The sequence below is a fragment of the Borrelia parkeri genome (genome assembly GCF_023035815.1).
Classification (GTDB): Bacteria; Spirochaetota; Spirochaetia; order Borreliales; family Borreliaceae; genus Borrelia; species Borrelia parkeri.
On the sequence record NZ_CP073171.1, the window covers coordinates 1 to 24777 of the forward strand.

At 30.8% G+C, this 24777-nt stretch carries 21 protein-coding genes and 8 pseudogenes; 16 read left to right on the plus strand and 13 right to left on the minus strand.

The annotated features are described in order from the left end of the window. Nucleotides 1-71 precede the first annotated feature (71 nt). From bpSLO_RS06835 to bpSLO_RS08110, 10 genes and pseudogenes are all read right to left on the minus strand, one after another. Nucleotides 72-353 carry a hypothetical protein gene (locus bpSLO_RS06835; protein ID WP_246990122.1) on the minus strand — a complete coding sequence of 94 codons (282 nt, stop codon included), beginning with the start codon at nucleotides 351-353 and terminating at the stop codon, nucleotides 72-74. An 83-nt stretch (nucleotides 354-436) separates the two neighbouring features. Then, nucleotides 437-607 carry a hypothetical protein gene (locus tag bpSLO_RS06840; RefSeq protein ID WP_246990124.1) on the minus strand — a complete coding sequence of 57 codons (171 nt, stop codon included), beginning with the start codon at nucleotides 605-607 and terminating at the stop codon, nucleotides 437-439. Nucleotides 608-716: 109 nt separating this feature from the next. Further along, entirely contained in the window at nucleotides 717-1541 is an 825-nt protein-coding gene (thyX, locus tag bpSLO_RS06845) for an FAD-dependent thymidylate synthase (protein ID WP_246990143.1), read from the minus strand. A gap of 266 nt (nucleotides 1542-1807) precedes the next feature. After that, the gene (locus tag bpSLO_RS06850; RefSeq protein ID WP_246990126.1) at nucleotides 1808-2686 is read right to left on the minus strand and encodes a P12 family lipoprotein; all 879 of its coding nucleotides are present in this window, start codon (nucleotides 2684-2686) and stop codon (nucleotides 1808-1810) included. Nucleotides 2687-3059: 373 nt separating this feature from the next. Then, nucleotides 3060-4043: pseudogene (locus bpSLO_RS06855) on the minus strand (variable large family protein); the annotation flags it as partial. A gap of 113 nt (nucleotides 4044-4156) precedes the next feature. Continuing rightward, entirely contained in the window at nucleotides 4157-5221 is a 1065-nt protein-coding gene (locus bpSLO_RS06860) for a variable large family protein (RefSeq protein ID WP_041178827.1), read from the minus strand. An 81-nt stretch (nucleotides 5222-5302) separates the two neighbouring features. After that, on the minus strand, nucleotides 5303-6172 hold the full coding sequence (locus bpSLO_RS06865; protein WP_246990144.1) for a variable large family protein: 870 nt from the start codon (nucleotides 6170-6172) through the stop codon (nucleotides 5303-5305). Between the two features lie 256 nt (nucleotides 6173-6428). Further along, nucleotides 6429-7064, minus strand: a complete 636-nt coding sequence (locus bpSLO_RS06870; RefSeq protein ID WP_348648864.1) for a Vsp/OspC family lipoprotein — start codon at nucleotides 7062-7064, stop codon at nucleotides 6429-6431. A gap of 143 nt (nucleotides 7065-7207) precedes the next feature. Continuing rightward, a complete protein-coding gene (bdr, locus tag bpSLO_RS06875; RefSeq protein WP_025407583.1) occupies nucleotides 7208-7750 on the minus strand; it encodes a Bdr family repetitive protein in 543 nt (180 codons plus the stop codon). Nucleotides 7751-7791: 41 nt separating this feature from the next. Continuing rightward, nucleotides 7792-9137 (minus strand): annotated as a pseudogene (locus bpSLO_RS08110) (PBSX family phage terminase large subunit). Nucleotides 9138-9418: 281 nt separating this feature from the next. Here bpSLO_RS08110 and bpSLO_RS06900 point away from each other — a divergent pair. After that, nucleotides 9419-9856, plus strand: coding sequence for an Mlp family lipoprotein (locus bpSLO_RS06900; protein ID WP_246990129.1), 438 nt, complete (start codon nucleotides 9419-9421; stop codon nucleotides 9854-9856). Nucleotides 9857-10361: 505 nt separating this feature from the next. On the opposite strand, the gene bpSLO_RS08115 is transcribed toward bpSLO_RS06900, so the two are convergent. From bpSLO_RS08115 to bpSLO_RS06910, 3 genes and pseudogenes are all read right to left on the minus strand, one after another. Then, a complete protein-coding gene (locus tag bpSLO_RS08115) occupies nucleotides 10362-10556 on the minus strand; it encodes a DUF261 family protein (RefSeq protein ID WP_432432503.1) in 195 nt (64 codons plus the stop codon). Continuing rightward, nucleotides 10525-10602 (minus strand): annotated as a pseudogene (locus tag bpSLO_RS08120) (DUF261 domain-containing protein); the annotation flags it as partial. The gene bpSLO_RS08115 and the pseudogene bpSLO_RS08120, both read right to left, overlap by 32 nt. 156 nt (nucleotides 10603-10758) lie before the next feature. After that, complete coding sequence (locus bpSLO_RS06910; RefSeq protein WP_246990131.1) at nucleotides 10759-11790, minus strand: BppA; 1032 nt, start codon at nucleotides 11788-11790, stop codon at nucleotides 10759-10761. A 173-nt stretch (nucleotides 11791-11963) separates the two neighbouring features. Between bpSLO_RS06910 and bpSLO_RS06915 the strand changes: the two genes are divergently transcribed. The 15 genes and pseudogenes from bpSLO_RS06915 to bpSLO_RS06980 all read left to right on the plus strand — a co-directional run. Then, nucleotides 11964-13076 carry a plasmid maintenance protein gene (locus bpSLO_RS06915; RefSeq protein ID WP_246990133.1) on the plus strand — a complete coding sequence of 371 codons (1113 nt, stop codon included), beginning with the start codon at nucleotides 11964-11966 and terminating at the stop codon, nucleotides 13074-13076. 10 nt (nucleotides 13077-13086) lie between these two features. Further along, nucleotides 13087-13644, plus strand: a complete 558-nt coding sequence (locus tag bpSLO_RS06920; protein WP_246990134.1) for a DUF226 domain-containing protein — start codon at nucleotides 13087-13089, stop codon at nucleotides 13642-13644. After that, the gene (locus tag bpSLO_RS06925; protein ID WP_246990135.1) at nucleotides 13620-14360 is read left to right on the plus strand and encodes a ParA family protein; all 741 of its coding nucleotides are present in this window, start codon (nucleotides 13620-13622) and stop codon (nucleotides 14358-14360) included. The genes bpSLO_RS06920 and bpSLO_RS06925 overlap by 25 nt, the downstream gene beginning before the upstream one ends. 41 nt (nucleotides 14361-14401) lie before the next feature. Further along, complete coding sequence (locus bpSLO_RS06930; protein ID WP_246990136.1) at nucleotides 14402-14938, plus strand: chromosome replication/partitioning protein; 537 nt, start codon at nucleotides 14402-14404, stop codon at nucleotides 14936-14938. A 439-nt stretch (nucleotides 14939-15377) separates the two neighbouring features. Continuing rightward, entirely contained in the window at nucleotides 15378-15761 is a 384-nt protein-coding gene (locus bpSLO_RS06935) for an ERF family protein (RefSeq protein ID WP_246990137.1), read from the plus strand. 8 nt (nucleotides 15762-15769) lie between these two features. Next, nucleotides 15770-15826, plus strand: a pseudogene (locus bpSLO_RS08155) (hypothetical protein); the annotation flags it as partial. A 147-nt stretch (nucleotides 15827-15973) separates the two neighbouring features. Continuing rightward, complete coding sequence (locus bpSLO_RS06940) at nucleotides 15974-16252, plus strand: hypothetical protein (RefSeq protein WP_246990138.1); 279 nt, start codon at nucleotides 15974-15976, stop codon at nucleotides 16250-16252. A 33-nt stretch (nucleotides 16253-16285) separates the two neighbouring features. After that, nucleotides 16286-17239 (plus strand): annotated as a pseudogene (locus bpSLO_RS06945) (variable large family protein); the annotation flags it as partial. Nucleotides 17240-17360: 121 nt separating this feature from the next. Further along, nucleotides 17361-18404, plus strand: a complete 1044-nt coding sequence (locus bpSLO_RS06950) for a variable large family protein (protein WP_246990147.1) — start codon at nucleotides 17361-17363, stop codon at nucleotides 18402-18404. Between the two features lie 122 nt (nucleotides 18405-18526). After that, a complete protein-coding gene (locus bpSLO_RS06955; protein ID WP_246990139.1) occupies nucleotides 18527-19168 on the plus strand; it encodes a Vsp/OspC family lipoprotein in 642 nt (213 codons plus the stop codon). Between the two features lie 240 nt (nucleotides 19169-19408). Further along, a pseudogene (locus bpSLO_RS06960) lies at nucleotides 19409-20410 on the plus strand (variable large family protein); the annotation flags it as partial. Between the two features lie 146 nt (nucleotides 20411-20556). Then, nucleotides 20557-21654, plus strand: coding sequence for a variable large family protein (locus bpSLO_RS06965; protein ID WP_172797970.1), 1098 nt, complete (start codon nucleotides 20557-20559; stop codon nucleotides 21652-21654). Nucleotides 21655-21772: 118 nt separating this feature from the next. Continuing rightward, nucleotides 21773-22756 (plus strand): annotated as a pseudogene (locus tag bpSLO_RS06970) (variable large family protein); the annotation flags it as partial. A gap of 120 nt (nucleotides 22757-22876) precedes the next feature. Then, nucleotides 22877-23506 (plus strand): Vsp/OspC family lipoprotein, encoded by a 630-nt coding sequence (locus tag bpSLO_RS06975; protein ID WP_338417551.1) that lies wholly within the window; start codon nucleotides 22877-22879, stop codon nucleotides 23504-23506. 253 nt (nucleotides 23507-23759) lie between these two features. Continuing rightward, nucleotides 23760-24731 (plus strand): annotated as a pseudogene (locus bpSLO_RS06980) (variable large family protein); the annotation flags it as partial. Between the last annotated feature and the right edge of the window lie 46 nt (nucleotides 24732-24777).

Here is a 24777-nt window from a genome sequence, read left to right on the forward strand (position 1 = left end):
TAGTTTAGTTTTTAATAGTATAAAATAGATAACTAAAACCTATCTTAAAAATCTATTCTACACACAATTTTTCAGCTTTTATTTCTATGCTCATAACACACTTGTTTAATCAATTCAAATACTTTCTCTTCAGGATCTCTTTCAACAGCAGGTCCAGGCACAGGAGGATTTAAAAACATAAAATAATTATCAAAAACATCGGCAAGTCTTTTTTCTATTCTATAATGCTCTTTTGCATCTATATTAAGATTTTCATCTCTACCCTCTACATTAGGTGAATTATCTTTACCATATTTAATATGCTTAAGTAATTCTTTAACTTTTCCCTTATCGTTCAGTTTCAACAAAAACATTTTAATATATTCTTCTATTTTAGATACATCTCCTTTTAAATGGATATCAAAATTAGCTGAAACACCTTTGGGTAATTCATTTTTTAATACACTAACAACAAAAAAGTTAATATACCGGTCTCTTCTTTATTAAGTCCAAGATTATCTCTCCAATCTGATTTTAAATTAACATTAACTGGTTTTTGCAAGAAATCATCTTTATTATTTTTATTATTATAATCTTTAAATAAATCACAACTTACAAAACAAATCACACAAAATATAAATACAACTCTATACATAAAATCCAAAACTAACTTACTCTTTATAAAGATATCTCATTATTACTGTTTTTCAATATACAATAAAAGGAAACTTTGTTTATTATGTAATATTAAGTTTATCTTTTAACCTCTTTAATGCCTTATCATCCAATTTGAGTTTACTAATATTCAATGCACCAGAAATAGCTATTATCTCTTCATAAGACAACCTACACCCTTTTAAGATATGATTCTTAAAACTTTTAGTAGCAATAGGCACAATTTTTTCAATAACATCAATCAATATCCTGGCATATTCACGCATCTCTTTTGATGAATTTTCCCTAACCTCTTTCGATTCATTGAACGCCAACCTTATTTTGATAAAATGAAAAAGATTATTTAAATCAATCTGCCAATACCATTCAGTATACAAGCTTAACGGTAAAGCTATTCTAGACACTTCTTTTGAAACATTACACTCTATCATATTTTGATATAGTTTGTAACAAAAACTTTGACTTTCCTTTAAATCGCTTAACACATCTTTTGCAAAATTAGATTCAGTTTGCTTACTCTCAACATTTTGAATCTTTATATCCTCTTCTAAAGGAAGATAAAACTCTTCTCTCAGCAAACTATATGAACCAGACACTTCATTAATCCTTGCTGTTCTATGTCTCATCCATTGTCTTGCAACAAATATAGGGGCCTTAACATAAAATGTAAAAACAACTTGTTCAAATGGACTTGTATGCTCATTTCTCACTAAATAATCTATAAGTTCATCATCTTCTCTCCTAATACTTTCACCTCGATATGAAATTCTTGCTGCTTGCACTATTCTCTCGTCACTACCCATATAATCAACAAGCTTGATAAAGCCCTTATCTAAAACCTTATATTCCTTATTTAATAAATCATCTTTTTCAATATCAGTATTCAAAAGCAATTACTCCCACCAAAGCTTTAAAATAATTTACCAGTTATTCAATTTGCATTATTATATCAAAACATTTGATACCTTTCAAAAACACTTTGGAATAATAATACTCACACTTGTTAAGACATTTAAGCAGTACAAACTCATAGTCAAATCTTAAAGGTAATTAGTTTGTAAAAACTTATTTAAATAAAATTAATAAGAGTTCCTTTATAAGGAACTCTTATTGAAAATACTAATCTTATAAAAGATTTAAATCTTTACCATCTCTATCTTGAAAGATTCTCTAGAACAGACTTTGCCTCATTAATGAGTTCCTCTATCTCTTTCTTTATTCCTATTGCTTCTCCTATATTAGAAGAAGAGGATTCTAATAAACTTAAAACATTTTCTGCATCACTTCGTGCCTTTTGAGCTAAAGAATCGCTATTCCATCTTCTTGATGAGTAACTTCTACGTTTATTATTTCTTAATCTTTCAATAATAGCTTCTCTTAAAGTTTTTTGCGCTTCTTCAAAAAAATATTTTGCAGAACTTCTTTTATTAAGTCCTGCATCAATTTGGGTCATAAACATATCAAGCTGATTCCTTTCTTCATTGAACCTATTTTGTAATTTAATGAGCTTCTGTCTATTTGTTTTATCCTTTATAAGATTACTACTCCTTATTTTATTTTTAAGTTCTGAAAGAATACCATAAAAACTAGATTCTAATCGCTCATATTCACTTTTGAGTTTAAGTGCATCCTCAATTAATTGAGAAAATCCAGAATCTTCAATAACACGCTCTATATTTTTAACTGCATTATCTACTTCTTTTTCGGACTCAGTACTTGGTATTAGGTCTCCTTCTTTTATCTCTATTTCTTCTTGGACATAGTATGGATAAAATTGCTCAGACACCTCAAATCCCGCATTAACAGGCTTTACTCCCATATCTTGTTTTATTTCTACACCCTCTTCAAAAGCATCTATAACAACTTCTTTTTGTTCCTGATTTTCTTGTTTATGGTTTAAACCTTTATTATCTTTGCTTTCATCTAAAAATTTTTCCCTTACTTCATTTAATAAATCATTAAGGGCATTGATATCACATGATAACAAACATAATAATGTTAATATACATACTGATAAAATACTTCTCTTCATATCTCCCTCCTGGGATATTAGATTATTTAATTATTAAATCTCGATATTGAAATACAATAATTACTGGTAAGTGTACACCCTTTTATTTTAAATAACAAAAATAAATTTCATAAAACCCCGGTTATTTTATTCTGTAATAATTAAAATCTATTTAAAATTATTTTAATAAAGTAAAATTAATTACTTACTAATCAAAACTAATCTTAGAATACTTACTTCCACCTAAGTAGCATAGGAGTGAATAAAAGTTACTCTCTTATCTTTAGTACAAATATTTAATACATCACCAAAATGTAAAGAAGGAAAACAATTCTTATAAAAAGAAAAGTTTTCCTTAAATGACTTTATTTAGTAGATTATTTAATTAGATAATTTATTTAGCAGCAGCAGGTTGAGTAGTCGTACTAGCTTCAGTTGATTCAGTAGTAGTCTCAGAGTACTGTATTCCCTTAACAGCTTTTCCTACTTTATCTAGTTCGCTTGCTACTGTTTTCCTAATTATTAAGTCAAGTATTCCCAGTACCTTATTTACAGCAGTTACAGCAGCAGCTTTAACTGCACCATCTTCATTAGCAGCAGCACTAAATTTACCACCCTTAGTCATAGCTTTAAGAGCAACAGCAGCTGCTAAGTCTGCATTTGTTTTAGCACCAGTATTAGCTTGAACATCAATTTTAGTCGCTAGAGTTCCAGCTTCATTATCATTGCCTGCAGCAAGTGCAGCATTAGTTTTAGCATCTTTAATCTTATCAATCATTGCCCACGGATCAGCTTTAGACACTTCTTCAGCTAGATTAGGACCAGAGTTAGCAGCTGCAGCAGCACCAGACTTTGCAAGAGTTGCTCCTGCCTTATCATCACCAGCAACTACCTGAGCACCAGCATCTCCAGAACTGATTTCTACTTCAGATTTCTTTGCTACTTCAATAATTGCATTCACACTTTTAATTATAGTGTCAACTCCATCCTTATCAGCAGCAACTGCAGCACCAGCATTATTAGCATCACCAATATTAGTATCGCCAGCTTCCTTAGCAACCCCAGCAAGTTTAGTTAAAGCAGCAATTAGTTGCTCAAAGACATCACTAGCACTGTTAATTGCACCCTTAACAGCTTCAATTGTGCTACCATTAGCATTTTTTGCTTCAGATATTTCACCTGATAACTCTTTTAACTTATTCTTAGTAATTGTAAGTCCATCACCTATAGTCTTAAAGTGTTCACCAACTTTACTTCTCTTATCACCCGATTTAACTGCTGTAAGTCCCAAAGCATCACCAATAGCATTACCAAAAAAGCCAAAAATCTCGTAAAACCCATGACCTATTTTGATAAATGAACCAAAGAAAGAAATTTTAAATTAAGAAGCCAATTTAATTTCTTAAAGTTAATTACAACAATATAGAAGGCATCTTAGATATCGATCTAAGATGCCTTCTAATCTTATTTTAAAGTAATGAATCTATCTTATTACTGACCTGCTGTTTTCGGAGCCCTTGCTTCATCTATTTTTTCTTTTGCTGTTTTAAGAACATTCTTTACTGTCTTTTTAACTATATCTTCTACCGCTACTAATAGTTTATTTACTGATGTTATTCCTACTGCTTGTACTGTTATTTTATCATTGGCATCATTATTTGCAGCTAATTTACCTCCTTTAACCAAGGAACGTAATGCTATTCCTCCACTCACGGCACTTGCCAGCGCCGCACCTTTTGCTATATTCCCTACAGTACCTCCTACTGCAAATTCCAATGGAGTTGTATCTGCAGTTGCATCAGCTCCGATTTTCACAGCCTTATCTTCTGTTGAATTAATTATTGAAGCTAATATTTCTTCTCCACTCACTGCGGATACTATTGCTGCCGCTTTATCTCCTACTGTTGATCCTGCATTAGCATTTTCAGCTAAAACCTTGGCTCCATTTTCTGGAGAAGCTACTCCTATTGATGCTTGCGACAATGTTAACCTACTTCCTTTTAATTCTTCAACACCTGCTTCCACAGCTGAATTTACAATCCCTTTCAATGCTTCAAATACTATCTTTAATTCATCTGCACTTGCTGATACTCCTTTTTGGGTATCGCTTCCTACCTCACCTACTTTACTAATATCTCCTATTCTCTCTAAAGAAACTATATATCTTTTTAATTTTTCAAACATTTGCTTAGCTTTTTCAATCGCTTTATCTAATTCTGATTCATTTGCTTCTTTTTCTGATTGTTTATCAGACTGATCAGTTTGACCTGAAATTGCTGACAATTCCCCTACAGCTTTCTCTATTCCTTCTGCTAATTTCTTATAATAGTTCCCTACGTCATTTTTAGTTGTATCTTTAGTTACTCTTAAGCCTAATGTATCTGAGAGTAACTCTAAAAATGAATAAAAGGCATTTTCAGCACTTTTACCTACTTCCATTAGCACTGCACTTAAACTTCGCCCACCTGTAGCTGCCTCGCCATCCTTACCTACTTGTGGTTGTTGACCACTGCCACAGCTAAGAAGTAAAAATAAAGTAATAAGTATAATAAAAATAAAAGGAAAACGATTCTCATGAAGAGAAGAGTTTTCCTCAAATGACTTTATTTAGTTATGTTTATTGTTATTAAATTCTAACTAGTTCTTCTTAATTTCAGAGATTGTATTATCAGTAGTTACAGGAGTATCGGTAGAATTAAATTTCATAGCATCTTTAACAGTCTTAAGTCCCACATCAATTGTTTCTCTTATAGCAATAGTTAAAGTATCTAATGCCTTAATTACTGCACTGATAGCTGCACCTTTAACCGCGGGAGCATACTCAGCAGCTTCAGCACTAGGACCAGCAAATTTACCATTCTTAGCCATAGCTGTTAATGCAATAGCACCTGCAATAGTTCCATCTTTAGCCTTAGCCTTAGCAGCATCTCCGGCGTTATCGTTAGCAAATAATTTACCTGCTTCACCATTACCATTAGCAGTTCTTGCGCTAAGATCCTCGGCTTTTTTATCAGTACCAGCATCAGCATTTCCTTTATCTTTAAGAACCACGTCTACTATATCTTTAATTCCCTTTACTAGTTTATCAACTTCAGTCCCAGCAACACCAGCAGCATTATTAGTACCAACATTACCAAGTAACTCATCACCTGTAGTACCAACAGCCTCACTAGCAGTCTTAGCCCCCTGGATTATTTTATCAAGAGTATTAGTAATTAGAGCTTTTACAGCAATACCTGTAGCCTCTGCATTAGGATTATTATCAGATTTCATATCAGAAACAATTTTCTCAAGGGATGTCTTAGTAGATGAAAGAGTATCATGTACTTTCTTAAAGTAGTTCCCAACATCAGACTTTTTAGTATTAGTATTAAACCCTAAAACCCCTCCAACTATATCAGAAAAGGAAGTAAAAACATTTAAGAAGTCATTACCTAAACTAATAAGAGATTTTAAGAATCTACTCTGAGGATCCTCAGTCTTAGTACTGCCACTCCCACAACTCAGAAGTAAAAATAAGCAATCTAAGTTCTTATTAAGTGATAAAACAAGGTAAAATCAAAACATAAATATAAGTCTAAAATTGATAAGTAATCATAAGAAATCTAAGAAGAATAATAGTAAAGCAAGTAGATAGAGAATAAAGAAACAAAATAAGCTAAGAGAAGCAAACTCCTAGCTTATTATTTATAGACTTTATTTTATAAGAAAATAACGATTGATTAAAAAGTAATCATATAATAACTAATTAACTTGTTTACTCTTAGTTAGATTGAGCAGGAGTTGAAAGCGCATTAATTGCAGCTGTTACTGCAGCTTCAGCAGCAGTTAACAAAGCATCAATTGCTGTGTTGAGTTTTTTAAGTTCTGCAACTCCTTTGGTTCCATCTGGCTTATTAGTTTTATCTATAGCTTCTTTTGCATGTTCATCAGTAACAGCGCCATCTGCCTTACCAAGATCAGAATGCTCAGTTTCCAACTTTTTTATGAATGCATCATTATCGGTCTTAACAGCAGTAACCTTTTGTTTCAATTCATCAGAGATTCCATTTGTTTGTTCCAATACTCCCAATTTAGTTTTTACAGCTGATATTACACTATGTGCACCAGCAAGCAATGATCCATTTTTACCACCATTATCATCTTGAAGACCATCTGCTTGAATTTTCTTTTTAATAGCCTTAGCGAGGTCATCAATGGACTTAACTAAGGTATGAATTTCTGTAACACTCTTAGCAAAAGCAACAGCCTCTGTTATTTTTGAACTTACTGACTTTAAATCAATAAGAGTGCCATCAGATTTAGCCGCTTGCCCATCTTTAGGAGAAGAAGCTGAATTATTACAAGACATAAGTAAAAATAAAGTCATTAATAACGCACAAAAAGTAATTCTTTTCATTATCACGTGCCTCCTTTTTTACTCAGGAGGGAAAGATGGTTAAAAGGCTTTGAATAAGATAAAAAAGCAACAAATAATTAAATGACTTTGTAAAAAAATAATTAACAGAAGGTCATTTAAAGAAGGAAGATAATTAAATAATTTTACTTTACTAATAATGACATTAATGCTAAGAATATTCCTATATTAAGGGTAATAATGGTTCCAAACATCCAACCATGAAGTCTTAGTGTACTTTTAAGTTCCATTTTGTTAACATCAATCTTATTATCAAGTTCATTGAATTTGGTATCTATTTTGGTGTTAAGATTATTCTCAACAGTATCAATTTTGTTATCAAGGTCTTTAATGTCAGATTTTAATTCACTTCTGACTGTATCAATCTTAGTATTAAGATTATTCTCAACAGTATCAATTTTGTTATCAAGGTCTCTAATATCAGATTTTAACTCATTTCTAACGTTGTCAATTTTATTATCAAGGTCTCTAATATCGGATTGTAAGGTTGCTTCTACCTTTTCAAGCTTAAGGTTAAAAGTAGTCTCTAAATACTCAATATCTTTATAAGTCAGTTCATTACGATAATATCTGTAAGACAAATCAATAGCAATATCTCTCTTAATGCCAGCTTTAGTAAGTTCTGCTATAACCATTTGTTGAGTAATAACTGGTTGAGCAAGTCCCATAAAAACACTCCTTATGTAATTATTATATAATATCTTAAGTGTTATAGGAACCTTATTTTAGTAAAATGTGCCTTAAGATTACGAATACCCAAAGTCAATAACATATATGATGCTTACATGATATCTAATGAATCATCACCCTTACCATCTCCTTTGTACTTATAAATATCAGATATAGCTGACTTACTTGAATAATCCATAATACTAAGTTTAGATGTAGCAAATAGCTCTATTAACGTAGTAATTCTAGTAAATTTATTACTTATAGGTTTTATCGGTGCAATCCTAAACTTATGATTCATACTTGATCTAAGTTTTAAAAAAGTTTGTGTTACATTTTCATGTCATGAGATATTATCTCTATCTTCAACATATAGTGTATGTACATTAAGATTTGTAAGTATAGTTTTAATTGTATTTAACATCTTAGGATCACCTGATGGTAACTTTTCTTGAAATATAAATGCATAATAACTTTGATCTACTCGCTCTAACACACAAATAGCTGTATTATCTCCTCCAATACTGTATGCAGGATCTAAATATGCTATTGGATTTACAAATTCATGTTCACTTGTAATATTAATATTGGTAAATATCGAATCACATGGCGCAACCCATTCTCCTAAAAGGACTTTAGCTTTATATGTTGGCATGTCCCTGTAAATCTCTTCTTGGGTTTTAATAAAATCCCTAAAAATTAAACCATTATCATATGTTGTAAAGTTATATGTAGAGTAAATTTTTGTGTTATCAATATAATCAGTTTTAAATAAATGCTACAAGCTGTCAGGATTGGTATCAAAGATAATTGTTTTCATACCCACTCTAAGTCTCTTTAAACATTCTATTAATGTTTCCTTATTAAGAGTAGTTGCTTCATTAACGTAAATAAGTGCAGAATAAACACCTCTAAACCGCTCAAAATCACTTGCCTTATCTCCTCCATACAGACTAACTTTTAGAGAGTCTATTTTAAAATACGATGTATTAGAAAACTTAGGCCTAAAGGATATCTTAAGCATAAGAGCAATTGCTTCAAACTACCCTAAAATCTTAATCTCTATGACTTTTAGAAATTACCTATTATAAAATTATTAGTATCGTCTCTATATAGATGTCTATTCTTAATGAATATCTTTAGATATAAATAACATGCTAAAAATGTTTTACCGCTAGCAATCCCACCTAATAGGATAATCTTACTTTGATTATTCTTCTCGATGTTATGTATTACCTCAAGTTATTTTGAAGTTAAATATCTACTTTCAAATCCTTTAAAATCAATATCCAATGCTTTCGGTTTAATTAAATTAGATATATCAATACCATATTTTTTATATTTCTTTTTCAATTTGATAAATAGACTTGATTTTAGAAATTCCATTTCTATTATTCCCTACCTTTACTAAGGTCAAGTACAGATTTAAGTTTAAGCAAGGTTTTATAACATTACACAACATAATCATCTAATGATCTCTTTATCCTACTCATATCATTTAATATAAGTTAATTAACGGGTTAACAAAAATATATTTAACATAAATTTTATAACAAAACAATAAACTTTACAAAAACAATTAATATTCATAAGTGTAATAGATAGAATCCAAGAAAAAAACCTAATATAGGCTATATTGTATATAAAGATTAAAAAAGGAAAATATCATGAATAAATATGCAATATCATTAATACTTTTAAGCTCACTACTACTTTATTGTTGCAAACCCGAAATATCAAAAAAGAAAATTAATCATGAAACAACAAATGAGTTAGTAGAAAATAAAAAAATAATACCAAAAACACCTGAAAAAAAATTAAGAGAAAAATTAAATAATACTGAAAAAACAAATCTGGATTTCTTAAAACAAGCTTTAAATGATAATGACAAATTTAATCGGTTTATACTTTCAAACGAAAGTAAGATAAAATCTGCTCTAGAACATATAAAAACTCAAACTGAAAATTGTAATGGAAATAATGCAGAAGACCAAAAAAGAACTTTTAAAGAATTAATAAAAGCATACTTTGGTCAAATGAACGATAGTGAATTAGACCAATTTAAAACAAATGTCTTAAGTAGTTGTAATGGAGCAGGGGGTTAAATGCACCTCTTATAATCAGAAAGTTAAGAAATAACATTTAAGAAAGAAAGATTTAATAAATATGTCGCTAAAAGAAATAGATAAAAGAATTAAGTAAATAGGATTAATAAATGAAAAATTAAACTTCTCCTCCTTAAAAATAACCTTTCTGTAAAATACAAGTATTTCTACACACCAGATTTCCCATGCAATGAAGACCTTTAAAAATTGACTCTACCTTTAAGTATTTGCTAATATTTTTATATACCTCGATACTACTTCCCATTTCAAAATTTTTATCAACCAATAAATACCTAAACGTCAAATTAGGTTTTTATTTACAAAAAATTATTTGTTAAGACTTTAGTTTTTAATAACCATTCAGTTTATAATACATATAAAAGTAACAGACTGAATCTTAAGCAAGCCTAAATATACACTTAGGCGTTAAAGAATCCTCTTTTTCCCTTTCTTTAAGTTCAAGTTAAAGCACAATAGAAATATTAGTTGCTACAAAATGATAGCCCTACACACCTTTGATTTTAACTCCACTTATCTCAAATTGCTTACTTATGCATCTATAAATACAACTTTTCCATAGCATACTTGTCTTAATCCCAAAACTTTGAAGTATACTGCATGGTAATAAAATATAACAATTACTTCTTATATATCTTAACTTAATAAAGTTAATAATAATTAGTATTAATATACTTATTATTAAATTGTATCTTTTTAAAGATTTTTATGTAAAAATAAAGACATAAAAAGTAACATCCCTATTGCTGTATTTATACAATTCTCATATTTTAAAAGACCTACTAACCACAATTTAGTTGCCTTTCATAACAAAGATAATAAAACTCTCAGTTTTTTTACAAAAAAAACACAATCACAAAACTAATCTGGCTAAAACATCCCTTTCAAAGCTGCTTCCCACCTCCATTAATCTCAAGTTGACTTGATTTTACAAATTCTAAAAATTTAAACTTGAAATTTATATCACACAACTCTTGATATACAAAGCTCTCCTTCAAAAAATCTCCAATAATAACACTCAGCTCGTCTAACTCAATATTTTTAATATCAATATCACTCTTTGACTTTAAAGATTTGGCAATATTATTTACATCCCGCTCCAATCTTGAAACCTCAGTCATTACAGCACTAATAAAATTATCATCTCTATCAATTACACAGTTTATGGCCTCATCATCTATAATAAAAAATAAATTACCTTTGTTTAAACCTGTATATAAGAGCTGCATTTGTACCTGAACATAATATTTGAAGAAGTATTTATTTTCTAAAAAATTACCTGTTTTATTGTATTCAAAAGCTGCACTTTTTAAGTAAAGATTATCACCAACTTTGTTCTCAAGTAACTCTGCTTCTCCTGTGATGCTTACAAAGCAGCCATCAATTGTTGACCCAACTAATGTCTCACGGTCTCTGAATTTTTTAAAATAATTATACTTGTCAACACCATTTGCATATTTGTTTTTATGTAACACTTCAATATTACTTGCGTGCATACGTACAAATTCTCTAAATCCTAGGACCTCAAGCATCTTCCCCTTTCTCATCTTTAAGTTATCTTCAAATGGAATTTCTCTTCCTATAGCTTTAAGTATTCTATTCCGAATTAATTTTTCTAAAGAATCAGCACCAATAAACATGCTTCCATTCTCACTTGCACCCATATGCTTTAATGCTTCTCTTTGCATACTAAAATAAACCTTACTATTAAACTTAAAACACTCATCCTTACCAATTTTTGGTAATTTACGTCTTACCTTACTTATTTTACTTACTTGTTTTTGCTTACCCTGAATTTTTTCTTGACTTTGATATGAAAATGATTCAAATTCTTTAAACATCATTTGTCCATACAAACCAAATTGTTTTATCTCTACCTCTGATCTTTGATTAATTATTTTTGTTACATTTATCATGTTAAACTCCTACTTTATGAAGTACTAAAAACACAAAATTGTTTTTGTCAAAACTTTTGATATATTTTTTTTGTTAATCTAATAAAAATATTTTATTTTTACTAACTAATGATTTACTTATTACTAATAATTGGGTTATTATTAACAGTAATAAGAACAAAAGGAGTTTAATAATGGAGAATAAACAAGCTACAAAGCTTGATATACAATGTCACAATAAATACCAACACAAACTAATAGTACTAATATCAACAATTGAATATATCAATAATAAAAATAAAAAATACACACAAAGCAATCTACTTTACTACTTTAATGGAAACTTAAAACGCAATGGACACAAAGAAACCACTCTTAAAACACTTCAAAAATATCTTTATAAATTAGAAAAAGTATTTAAAGTAACAATTAATTATCACAAACATTTGGGTGTTAACATGGGAACTGAAGTTCATTACAAACTTAAATACTCTAAAAAAGAATGTCATCACATAATCAATAAACACTTTAGAGAAAAAAAAGAAGAAAGACACAAAAACCGTGTAAATGGCTACTTAAAAAAAAGATGTAATAAAAAGGAGAGTGTAGAAAAAGCAGAGTGTTTCAATAATAAATATAATAAAATAGAAGAAGATAAAAACATAAAATCTATAGAAAGATTACAACTAGAGAAGTACGCTAAGAAATGCAATTTTAAATCAAATGCTTTCCTTTCTATTTTGAATTTAGAAGCGAAAAAAGATTTTAAAATTCAATTATTGAAAGCCATTAAAATAGCTGAAAATTGTAGTTACGAAAAAACAAATAGCATTAAACCAAATAACAGTAAGCTTAAGAGTAAACAAAAAGAATTAACTAAGATACTAAATGAGACAAAATCTAATTTAAGGGATGAGGGATATGACAGTAAACGATTAGAAACACAAATACAAAACGTGTATGAACAATATAAAAACAAGCCCCACTTTATCATAGAAAAAGATAAATACAGTGATTTAAAAAAGATAATAGAAAAAATTAAAAAGTCAGTTGAGTGTGTTAAAACAAATAATAAGGAAAATAAAAAAGATATTAGGAACAACATCTTTAGCATACTCATTGATCAATTAAGGCATAAAATAAGAATTGAAATGTTTGTACCATTGCTGAAAGAATATTTAGGTAAACAGGTAAAATTGGAGTATGGAAAAGTATTTAATAATCATTATTACTATGATTTTTTAGATTTAATAAAGAATGATCAAAAATACCTGAATGATAATGAATTTAAACAGGTTATTAATTAGAGGACTTGTTATGAATGATGTAATAGAAAATGCAGAGAAAAAAATAAGGTTAATTCCAAAAGAAGAAAAACTTCTTTTTATTAGGATAGAAGAAATTGAGGGTCGAAAAATATATCACACTAAAATTATGGAAGATTTATACAAATTTGGAATTTATAAAAGTATAAAAAGTATGTTTTTTATTTCATTTAGAGGGTTGTTTAATCAAAACAAGATCGAATATTTTCATTTATTTCCTATACAAGAAGGAGACAAATTCTTAGGAATTTTTTATAGATACAGAAGACCAATAAAAAATATTGTTATGAAATATGAAGAAAATGGAGTAATAAAAACATCTACATTTTCAAAAGTATACTATTTAGAATTTAGATTTAAAAAGGGTAGTGTTTGTTGTTATCTTAAAGGGATATCTCGTTTACTTAAAAAAGAGAAGTTCGATACAAAATATTACCAATCTTTAATTCATATAATAAAAAAATTAGAAAGAGAAGTATATGAATTTTACGGAAAGAAATTACCAGAAGGAGGTTTGATTGAAAAATGGATACAAAAAAACCAAAAGTAATAACAATAGCATCAATTAAAGGTGGTGTTGGAAAAAGTACAAGCTCAATCATACTTGCAACATTATTGGCTCAAAAGTGTAAAGTTTTACTAATAGATATGGATACACAAGCATCAACAACTAGTTATTTTTATGAAAAGATAGAAAAACTTAATGTTAATTTAACTAAATTTAATATTTATGAGATTTTAAAAGAAAGCATAGATATTGAGAGTTCTATCATTAATATAGACAATAATCTTGATTTAATTCCTAGTTACTTAACTTTACATAATTTTAATGAAGAAAAAATTGAATGTAAAGATATTTTATTAAAAACCAGTTTAGGTACTTTATGTTTTGAATATGATTATATAGTTATTGATACAAATCCTAGTTTAGACATTACATTGAAAAATGCACTTATATGTAGTGATTATGTAATAGTTCCAATGACGGCTGAGAAGTGGGCAGTTGAAAGTTTAGATTTATTTAATTTTTTCATAAAAAAATTGAAGTTAACTTTACCTATATTTTTAATAATAACAAGATTTAAAAAGAATAAAACGCATAAAGCATTGTTTGAGATTTTAAAAAAAAGTGACAGATTTTTAGGAATAATATCGGAAAGAGAAGACTTAAATAGGAGAATAGCAGAGAACAATATTTTTGATTTAAGTAAAGATTATATAAAAGAATATGAAAGTATTTTAGAAAAATTTTTAAAGAAAACATAAATCGTCTAATTATTAGACAATTTATTAAAAAGGAGTTTGGAATGGATATAAAGATAAATAAAAGAGTTTTAAATGATAATGGAAGTTATGTTATTAATGATGGTGCATTAAATTATTACAATTCTTTAAAAGAAAAATTAAAAATTAATTCTAAAAAAGAAATTTATTGTAAACTAGAAACATTGAAAATTTTAAAAGAAATAAAAGATAATCAGTATTATAAGTTAGATGGTTATAAAAATTTTGATTCCTTTTCTAAGGATTTTAGACTTGCAAGAGCCCAAGTTTATAATTATTTAAAGATTGCTAATGCAATAGAAGAAGGAGTTATAGAAGAAGAATTTTTGATAAAAAATGGAATATTAGAAACATTAGTTATATTAAGGAATAAGGAAACTAAAACAATAAAGAAGTCAAGACAAAATTCAATCAAACCTCTTCGTTTCCAACTTAAAAGTCGAGATAGTTATGATTTTTATAAGAAAAATGGTAAGTTTACAAGCTTCTTAATGGATAAGTTATTTAGAGACAAAAAAGATTTATTAGAAGAAGTTATGAAAGAATTTAAAGGAGAATAAGTAAAGAGTTTATAAAGGAAGTATTAAATTTTGTCTTAAAGTTATATAATGATGGTTTTAATTATAAATATTAAAGGAAGGAATGAATTCACTTGAATAATAAATTATTAATGTAAAATTTTGAACCGGATTTGTCTAATACTTAATAAGTATTTAGTATTTGCTAATATTAATTGAATTTTGTTTGAAAAAGTAATATAATCCGTTATTAGGTATTGTTCATTGTGAACTGCCTTTTGTTCTTTCATGTTAGAGACGTTAGAGTTTAGTTAAGTATTCTATTAAGAATTTTTAATTAAACTCTAATTTTTTGTTAGGTAATTTTATACATTAATTCCATATCTAAGTTATTGTATTTATAAATTTTTATTGCTAAATTGATAAATACAATTTTTTTGTTATATTATTTTGTTTATAAGAAGAAAAAAGCAGTTTAAATATGATAAAAAATATTGTAAATATAATAACTAGAATGTGTAAAGCAAGTAAGAATCAAGCAAGGATAAACTTTTTAAAGTCTTTGCACAGTCTACGTATGAATTTAAGTGGTGTTGCTAAGAACCTTAATGGATATGGGTATAAATATCAAGATTTTAATGAGATAATAAGGGAAATTAAGAGTGTTATAAAGAACAATAATTTGGACATTGATTTCATGCAATGCCCAACATTTAAAGTTGTAGGAAATAATACAATTAATGTTATTACAACAACATTTTACAGTCCCAATAATGGATATGAATATTCATTTGATACACTTGTTTACAGCAAAGAATTAATATCAACGAGAGCAAAGATCAAAATACATTATCTCAACTTGTAGGTTCATGTATAACATATCATAAAAGATATGCTCTTGTAGGATACCTATCAATTGAGAGTGAAGTTGACACTGATGCTAGTTCCTTAAGTCATATTCAAGAAAATAGTAAAGAAAAAATTAGTAGTATCAATGTTCCACTTATAAATTCTCTGAAGGAAACTAAAATCGTTAATATTGAAACAGTAACTAAAAGTACAATAAAACAACAATTTGTGAGTCATAAATCTGTAACTAAGTTTGAGAGTCTGTCTAAACGTATACCTGCTAAGTATCATTATTACAAGAACTTGTTACAAGCATCTAAAAGGATGCATTCGGTGTTAGATATGGTACCTTTTGATAGTTTAGAAATGATAAATAAGTTTTTATTACAATTAAAGGATGCTAATGATTCTAATATACTTGAGTATTTTGAAGCTAAACCAGAGCTTAAAACTATAAAGTATTGGACTGAGCTTATAAATAATTATTTAACTTATTTTATCTCTTAATAAGAACTTATATTATTTTAATTACAGAGTTTTAAGAGTAGATTCTTAAAATCTATTATTAGTTTAAGTAATGACTTCTTAAATGTTTTCACTTCCTTTACTGATATGGTTGGAGGGGTTTTAGGTTTTGATACTAATACTAAAAAGTCTGATGTTGCAGCTTACTTTAAGAAGATTCATGACACTGTTTCATCTACTAAAGAGGCCTTTGAGAGAATTGTTACTAATATGAAGAGTGAAAATAACCCTAATACTACTACAACTGAGACCGCAGTAAATAAATTGGTTACAACCACTCTTGATAAAATAATCCAGGGCACTAAAACCGTTAGTGAGGTTATTGGTACTATAGGTGATAAGTTGCTTGGTAATGTTGCTGCTGCCAATGCTGCTGGTGTTGCTGGTACTGAAGTCGATAAACTAGTAAAGGGTATTAAATCAATTGTAGACGTGGCACTTGGAGATAAAGGTAATTCTGAGGCTGGTACCGATAAAAAAGCCGATGATCTTGGAGTAAGAACTGCTAATGCTGGGGATGGTGAGGCAGGTAAATTATTTGCTAATGCAGCTATTGCTAATGATCCTAAAAAATCAGCAGCAGATTCTGCTAAAGCTGTTGGGGCTGTAACTGGTGCTGATATTCTAAAAGCTATGGTTAAAGAAAATGGTGATTCTGCTAAGCTAGCTAAAGAAACAACCGGAAATGTTTCTTTAGCTCCTAAAGATGCTACTATTGCAGGAGGAATAGCATTAAGAGCTATGGCTAAGGAAGGAAAGTTTGCTGGTCCTAGTGCTGCTGATAATGATTATGCTCCTGCAGTTAAAGGTGCAGCAGTAAGTGCAGTAACTAAAGCATTGGGTACTCTAACTATTGCTATAAGAAACACTATTGATTTGGGCCTTAAAACAGTTAAAGATGCTATTAAATTTAATACTACTGATACTACTGATACTACTGATAATCAGACTCCTGAAACTAAAAGTTAATAATCAGAATTAATAACAAATACATAACTAAATAAAGTCATTTTAGGAAAACTTTTCTCTTTATGAGAATTGTTTTCCTTTTACCTATATCTTGCCCTCCTGAGTAAAAAGGAGGCACGTGATAATGAAAAGAATTACTTTTTGTGCGTTATTGATGACTTTATTTTTACTTCTTAGTTGTGGGAGTGGGAGTGCTAAGACGGAAGATCCTAAAACCACTTTCTTAAATTCTATTGCTAATTTAGGTAAAGGGTTCTTAGATGTTTTTACTTCCCTTTCTGATATGGTTTCTGGTTCTTTTGGTATTAAGGCTGAGACTAAAAAGGAAGATATTGGAGCTTATTTCACTAAAATTGCAGAGACTATGACATCTGTTAAAAAGAAATTACAAGATGAAGTTGCTAATAATGGAAATTACTTGAAACTTAAATCAGTCGTTGATACTTTTATCACAGGAACATTAGACAAGATCGCAGAAGGGGCTAAGACTGCGGCTAAAGGGGCTACAACTGATACTGCTGTTGGTAATGCTGTCAAAAATGAAGATGCTACACCCGCAGATGCTTCAAGTGTTAACTCTCTTGTTAAAGGAATTAAAACTATTGTTGACGTGGTCTTAAAAGACAATGAAGGGAGTGCAGAGGCAAATAAGACTACAGATGATGACAAAAAGGATATTGGTAAGTTGTTTAGTAAAGCATCTGATGATGGAACTGAAACTGAGGCTGCTAAGGCAAATGCATCAATAGGTGCAGTAACTGGTGCTGACATTTTACAAGCTATTGCTAAGTCTGGTATGGCTTCAGCCGGTAAAGATATTGATCAAGCAAAGGATGTTGCTGAGATTGCTACTGCTAAAAATGATAGTGGTACTAAAGAGACTAAGAGAAAAGATGCAGTTATTGCGGGAGGAATAGCTTTAAGAGCTATGGCTAAGGGTGGTAAATTTGCTGCTAAAAATGAAGACAAAGCTGTACCTGCAGTTAATGGTGTTGCTGCTAGTGCTGTTGGTAAGACTTTAAGTACTCTAATAATAGCAATAAGAAATACTGTTGATAGTGGTTTAAAAACAATCAGTGAAGCACTAGCTGCCGTTAAACAAGAAGATAAATCTGCAGATTCTACTACACCTGCAGGAGCAGCAGCTAGCGGACAGAAACAATAAATAATTATTAATAAAATATACATAACTAAATAAAGTCATTTTAGGAAAACTCTTCTCTTCATGAGATTCGTTTTCCTTTTATTTATATTTTGTTCCCCTGGTTAATAAGGAGGCACGTGATAATGAAAAGAATTACTTTAAGTGCATTATTAATGACTTTATTTTTACTCATGTCTTGTAATAATTCAGGGACTTCTCCTAAAGATGGACAAGCGGCTAAATCTGATGGTACAATCTTTGACCTAGATACAATAACTAAAAACATAAAAGAGGCTGTCGCTTTTGCTAAGAGTGTTACAGAAATTCATACTTTAGTTAAGTCCATTGATGAGCTTGCTAAAGCTATTGGTAAGAAAATTAAAGATGATGGTACTCTTGAGGATGAGCAAAACCATAATGGAGCATTGGTTACAGGGGTATATCAATTAATATTGGATGTACAGGGTAAGTTGACAAAATTGGAAACTGGGGCCAGCAAGTTTGCTGGGATAAAGGAGAAGGTTGTTGCTGCTAAGACTTCAAGTGGAACATTTTTGAATAAATTAAAAGGTGAGAGCGACCTTCGTAAGGAGGGTATTACTGATGCTCATGCAAAGAGTGCTATACTTGTAACAGATGCTACAAAAGATAAAGGAGCAAAAGAACTTGGTGAGCTCAATACAGCAATAGATGCTTTGTTAACGGCTGCTGAAGCTGCAGTAACAGCTGCAATTACACAGCTTTCAACCCCTGCTAAGTCAGAGCCTACTGCTCAATCTAACTAAGGATAAACAAGTTAATTTATTATTATAAGATTACTTTTTAATCAATCGTTATTTTCTTATAAAATAAAGTCTATAAATAATAAGCTAGGAGTTTGCTTCTCTTAGCTTTTTTTGTTTCTTTATTCTCTCTTTATTTCCTTTACTACTTTATTATACTTCTTTAGATTTTTTTTATCTTTTAGACTTATATTTATGCTTTGATTTTATCTTGTTTTATCTCTTGATAAGAAATTATATTTCTTATTTTTACTTCTTAGTTGTGGCAGTGGGAGTACTAAGGCTGAGGATCCTCAGAGTAGATTCTTAAAGTCAGTTATTAGTTTAGGTAATGACTTCTTAAATGTTTTCACTTCCCTTTCTGATATGGTTGGAGGGGTTTTAGGTTTTGATACTAATACTAAAAAGTCTGATGTTGCAGTTTACTTTAAGAAAGTACATGATACTCTTTCATCTACTAAGACATCCCTTGAGAAAATTGTTTCTGATATGAAATCTGATAATAATCCTAATTCTTCTACAGTTGAGACTGCTGTAACTAATTTAGTTACAACCACTCTTGATAAAATAATCCAGGGGGCTAAGACTGCTAGTGAGGCTGTTGGTACTACAGGTGATGAGTTACTTGGTAATGTTGGTGCGAATAATGCTGCTGGTGTTGCTGGTACTGAAGTTGATAAACTAGTAAAGGGAATTAAGACAATTGTAGAATTGGTACTTGGAGATAAAGGAAATCCTGAGGCGGGTACTGATAAAAAAGCTGATGATCTTGGAATAAAAACTGCAAATAATGCTGGTAATGGTGAAGCAGGTAAATTATTTGCTGCTAATGCTGCTATTGATAGTGCTGATAATGCAAAAAAAGTTGCAGCTGATGCTGCTAAAGCTGTTGGGGCTGTTACTGGTGCTGACATATTGAAAGCCATAGTTAAAAATGGTTCTAATTCTGCTGTTGATGCTGCAAAGGCTAATGCTAAAGATGGAACTATTGCAGGTGCTATTGCATTAACAGTTATGGCAAAGGATGGTAAATTTGCTGGTCCTACTGCTGATAGTGTTGATTATGTTATTGCTGCTAAAGGTGCAGCTATAAGTGCAGTAACTAAAGCATTGGGTACTCTAACTATTGCTATAAGAAACACTATTGACGCAGGACTTAAAGAAGTTAAAGATGCTATGAAATTTAATTCTACTGATACTCCTGTAACTACTGATAGGCAAGTTTCTGAAACTAAAGGTCAATAATTAGAATTAATAACAATATACATAATTAAATAAAGTCATTTTAGGAAAACTATTCTCTTCATAAGAATTGTTTTCCTTTTGTTTTTATCTTGTTCTAAGGTTGTTAACCACTTTGCCCCTTTAGGTTAATAAGGAGGCACGTGATAATGAAAAGAATTACTTTTTGTGCGTTATTAATGACTTTATTTTTACTTCTTAGCTGTGGCAGTGGTCAACAGGTTGCAAACTCAGGTAATCCTGGAACAGCAGGAGGAGAGCAACAAGGGGTTGGGAGTTTAAGTTCAGTGCTAATGGAGGTAGGTAGGAGTGCTGAAAATGCCTTTTATTCTTTTTTAGAGTTACTCTCAGATACATTAGGCTTTACTGCTAAATCAACTACAAAGAAAGAGGATGTTGGAGGTTATTTTAACAGCTTAGGTGCGAAGCTTGGAGACGCATCAGCAGAGTTAGAACAAGTAGCAGTTAAGGCAACAGCAGATCTTGAGAAAGGCGATGCATCTAAAAATCCTATTAGAGTAGCTATTGATGCTGCTAAGACTACTTTAAGCAAATTAAAAGGCCATTTAGACTCCTTAAAAGGGATAGGTGATGACAAAGTGGTAGGGGACGCAGCAAGTGGTGGTGCTGGTTTAGGAGCAGCAGTTGATACAGATGAATTAAAGAAAGCCCTTAAGGCCTTGCAGGAGATAGTAAAATCTGCAACAGATGTAGGTGTTCAAGCATTAAAAGAAGGAACTACTACATTACAAGCAAATGGAGGCGCAGATAATAAGGATGGTGCTAAGATATTAGCTACAAGTGGTGGTAATAATCCAGCAGCAACAGATGCAGGAAAAGCAGCAGCAATATTATCAACAGTAAGTGGTGAGGAAATACTAGCATCAATAATTGCATCAAAAGAAAGTGATGCAGCACTAGGAGCAGTTGCAGATGGAAATACAAGTGCCATTTCCTTTGCTAAAGGAGGTCAGGCAGATCACTTGGCAGGTGCAAATACTCCAAAAGCAGCAGCAGTAGTAGGAGGAATCGCATTACGTTCATTGATTAAGACAGGTAAATTAGCATCAGGCGCAGCAGATGCTGCTACAGGAGGAGGGAAAGAAGTACAAGGTGTAGGAATAACAGCAGTAAATAAGCTGTTAGTAGCAATAGAGGATATAATTAAGAATATAGTAAAGAATGTTCTTGAAAAAGCAAAAGAAAAAATAGATGAAGCAAGAGCTACAAAACCAGCAGGGCAGTAATAAGATAAATAATTAGATTAATTGCTTAAAAGTAAGATTAGAAGGAATCTGAGACGCATCTCTAAGATTCCTTCTATATTGTTGTAATTAACTTTAAGAAGTTAAATTGGCTTCTTAATCTAAAATTTCTTTCTTTGATTCACTTATTAAAATAGGTCAAGTATTTCAAGAGGTTTTTGGTATTTTTGGTAATGCTATTGGTGATGCTTTGGGACTTACAGCAGTTAAATCGGGTGACAAGAAAAGTAAAGTTGGTGAACACTTTAATAAGGTAAAGAAAGGATTAGAAGATACTAAGGATAAGTTAAATGAGCTATCAAATAAAATATCTGAAGTAACTAGTGCTGATGGAAACACAGTTGAAGCTGTTAAGGGTGCAATTAACAGTGCAAATGATGTTTTTGAGAGGCTAATTGCTGCTCTAACTAAACTTGCTGGTGTAATTAATGATGGTTCTGACATTGGTGATACTGCTAGTGGTGCTGCTGCAGTAGCTGCTGATAAAGATGGTGTTGAAGCCATGATTGGGGGAATTCAAACAATTATTGCAGAAGCAGGGAAGTCTGGCATAGCAATCAAACCTGGAAATGCTGGTGGGCAGGTAGCAGCTTCTGCTACAACAGATGCTACTGCTGTACTTGCTGCCAATGCTAGTGCTGGTGCTAATTCTGGTCCTAAACTTGCTGAAGAGGTATCTAAAGCTGATCCATGGGCAATGATTAACAAGATAAAAGATTCTAAAGCTACAACTGGTAATCTTAGTGAAGCTAGTAATTATGATGCTGGAACATTGGCAGTTGGTACACCTAATCATGCCAATGGTGCTGGTGCGGCTACTAATGCAGACTTAGCTGCTGCTGTTGCTCTTAAAGCTATGATTCAGACTGGTAAACTTAGTGCTACTGCTAATGAGGTTGTAGGAGTTAAAGCTGCTGCTGTAACTGCTGTAAATAAGGTATTAGGAGTACTTGACGTAATAATTAGGAAAACAGTATCAAGTAATCTAGATAAAATAAGAGAAGCAGTTAAAGGGATACAGTACTCTGAAACTACTGCTGAAGCAACTGAATCTAGTACTATTCAACCTGCTGCTACTAAATAAATTATCTAATTAAATAATCTACTAAATAAAGTCATTTTAGGAAAACTTTTCTCTCTTCATGAGAACCGTTTTCCTTTTGTTTTATCTAGCTCCCTTAAGTTAATAAGGAGGCACGTGATAATGAAAAGAATTACTTTTTGTGCATTATTAATGACTTTATTTTTACTTATGTCTTGTAATAATTCAGGGACTTCTCCTAAAGATGGACAAGCAGCTAAATCTGATGGCACAATCCTTGACTTAGCTACAATAACTAAAAACATAACTGATGCTGTAGATTTTGCAAAAAATGTTAAAGACGTTCATACTTTAGTTAAGTCTATTGATGAGCTTGCTAAAGCTATTGGTAAGAAAATTAAAGATGGTGATGAACTTGATATTGAGGCTGCTGTGAATGAATCTTTAGTTGCAGGAGCATTTCAAGTAATATTGACTGTAGAAACTAAATTGAAATTATTGGAAGGACCATCAGCTAAAATCTCAGATGCATGTAAGAAAAAGGTTACTGAGGCTAAGACTAAAAGTAGAGAGTTTTTAGGCAAATTGAGAGGGGCTACAGCTACTCTTGGTAAAAAAGGCGTTGCTGATAATGATGCAAAAGCAGCTATAGATAGAATAGGTACATCTAATGGAGATAAAGGTGTTGCAGAACTTATTGCCTTGAACACAGCAATTGATGCTTTGTTAACAGCTGCTAATGATGCAGTAACAGCTGCTATTAATGCTCTTACAACTCCTGCTAAACCTTAATTAAGAGATAAATTGTTATTATAAGATTACTTTTTAATCAATCGTAATTATCTGATAAAATAAAGTCTATAAATAATAAGCTAGGAGTTTTCTTCTCTTAGCTTATTTTGTTTCTTTATTCTATATTTACTTGCTTTACTTCTTTATTATACTTCCTTTAGATTTCTTTTATCTTTTAGACTTATATTTATGCTTTGATTTTACCTTTTTTTATCACTTAATAATAACTTATATTTTTTATTTGTAGGATCCTCAGAGTAGATTCTTAAAATCTATTATTAGTTTAGGTAATGACTTCTTAAATGTTTTTACTTCCTTTACTGATATGGTTGGAGGGGTTTTAGGGTTTAATACTAATACTAAAAAGTCTGATGTTGGGAACTACTTTAAAACTGTTCAGGATACTCTTTCATCTACTAAGAGGTCCCTTGAGAAAATTGTTTCTGATATGAAATCTGAGAATAATCCTAATGCTTCTGCAGTTGAGACCGCTGTAACTAATTTAGTTACTACCACTCTTGATAAAATAATCCAGGGGGCTAAGACTGCTAGTGAGGCTATTGGTACTACAGGTGATGAGTTGCTTGGTAATGTTGCTGAACCCGCTGCTGGTGCAGGTGTTGCTGCTGGTGATGAAGTCGATAAACTAGCAAAAGGAATTAAATCAATTGCGGATGTTGTACTTGGAGATAAAGGTAATCCTGATGCGGGAGATGATAAAAAAGCTGAAGATGGCAATACTGCAAGAACTGCTGCTGGTGGTGATGGTGAAGCAGGTAAATTATTTACAGCTGGTGCTGGTGCGGTTGGTGATGCTAACAATTCAAAAAAAGTTGCAGCTGATGCTGCTAAAGCTGTTGGAGCAGTAACTGGCTCTGACATCTTGAAAGCCATGGTTAAAGATAATGGTGATGCTGCTAAATTAGCTACTTCTCAGAATGCTGGTGCTGCCCCTAAAGATGCAACTATTGCAGGAGGTATAGCTTTAAGGGTTATGGCTAAGGATGGTAAATTTGCTGGTCCTAGTGCTGCTGCTGATGATGCTGTTACTGCAGTGAAAGGAGTAGTAGTAAGTGCTGTTACTAAGGCATTGGGTACTTTAACTATTGCAATAAGAAACACTATTGATGTGGGACTTAAAACCGTTAAAGATGCTATGAATATTAATACTACTGATACTCCTGTAACCATTGATAATACAACCTCTGAAGCTAAAAACCAATAATCAGAATTAATAATAGATACATAACTAAATAAAGTCATTTGAGGAA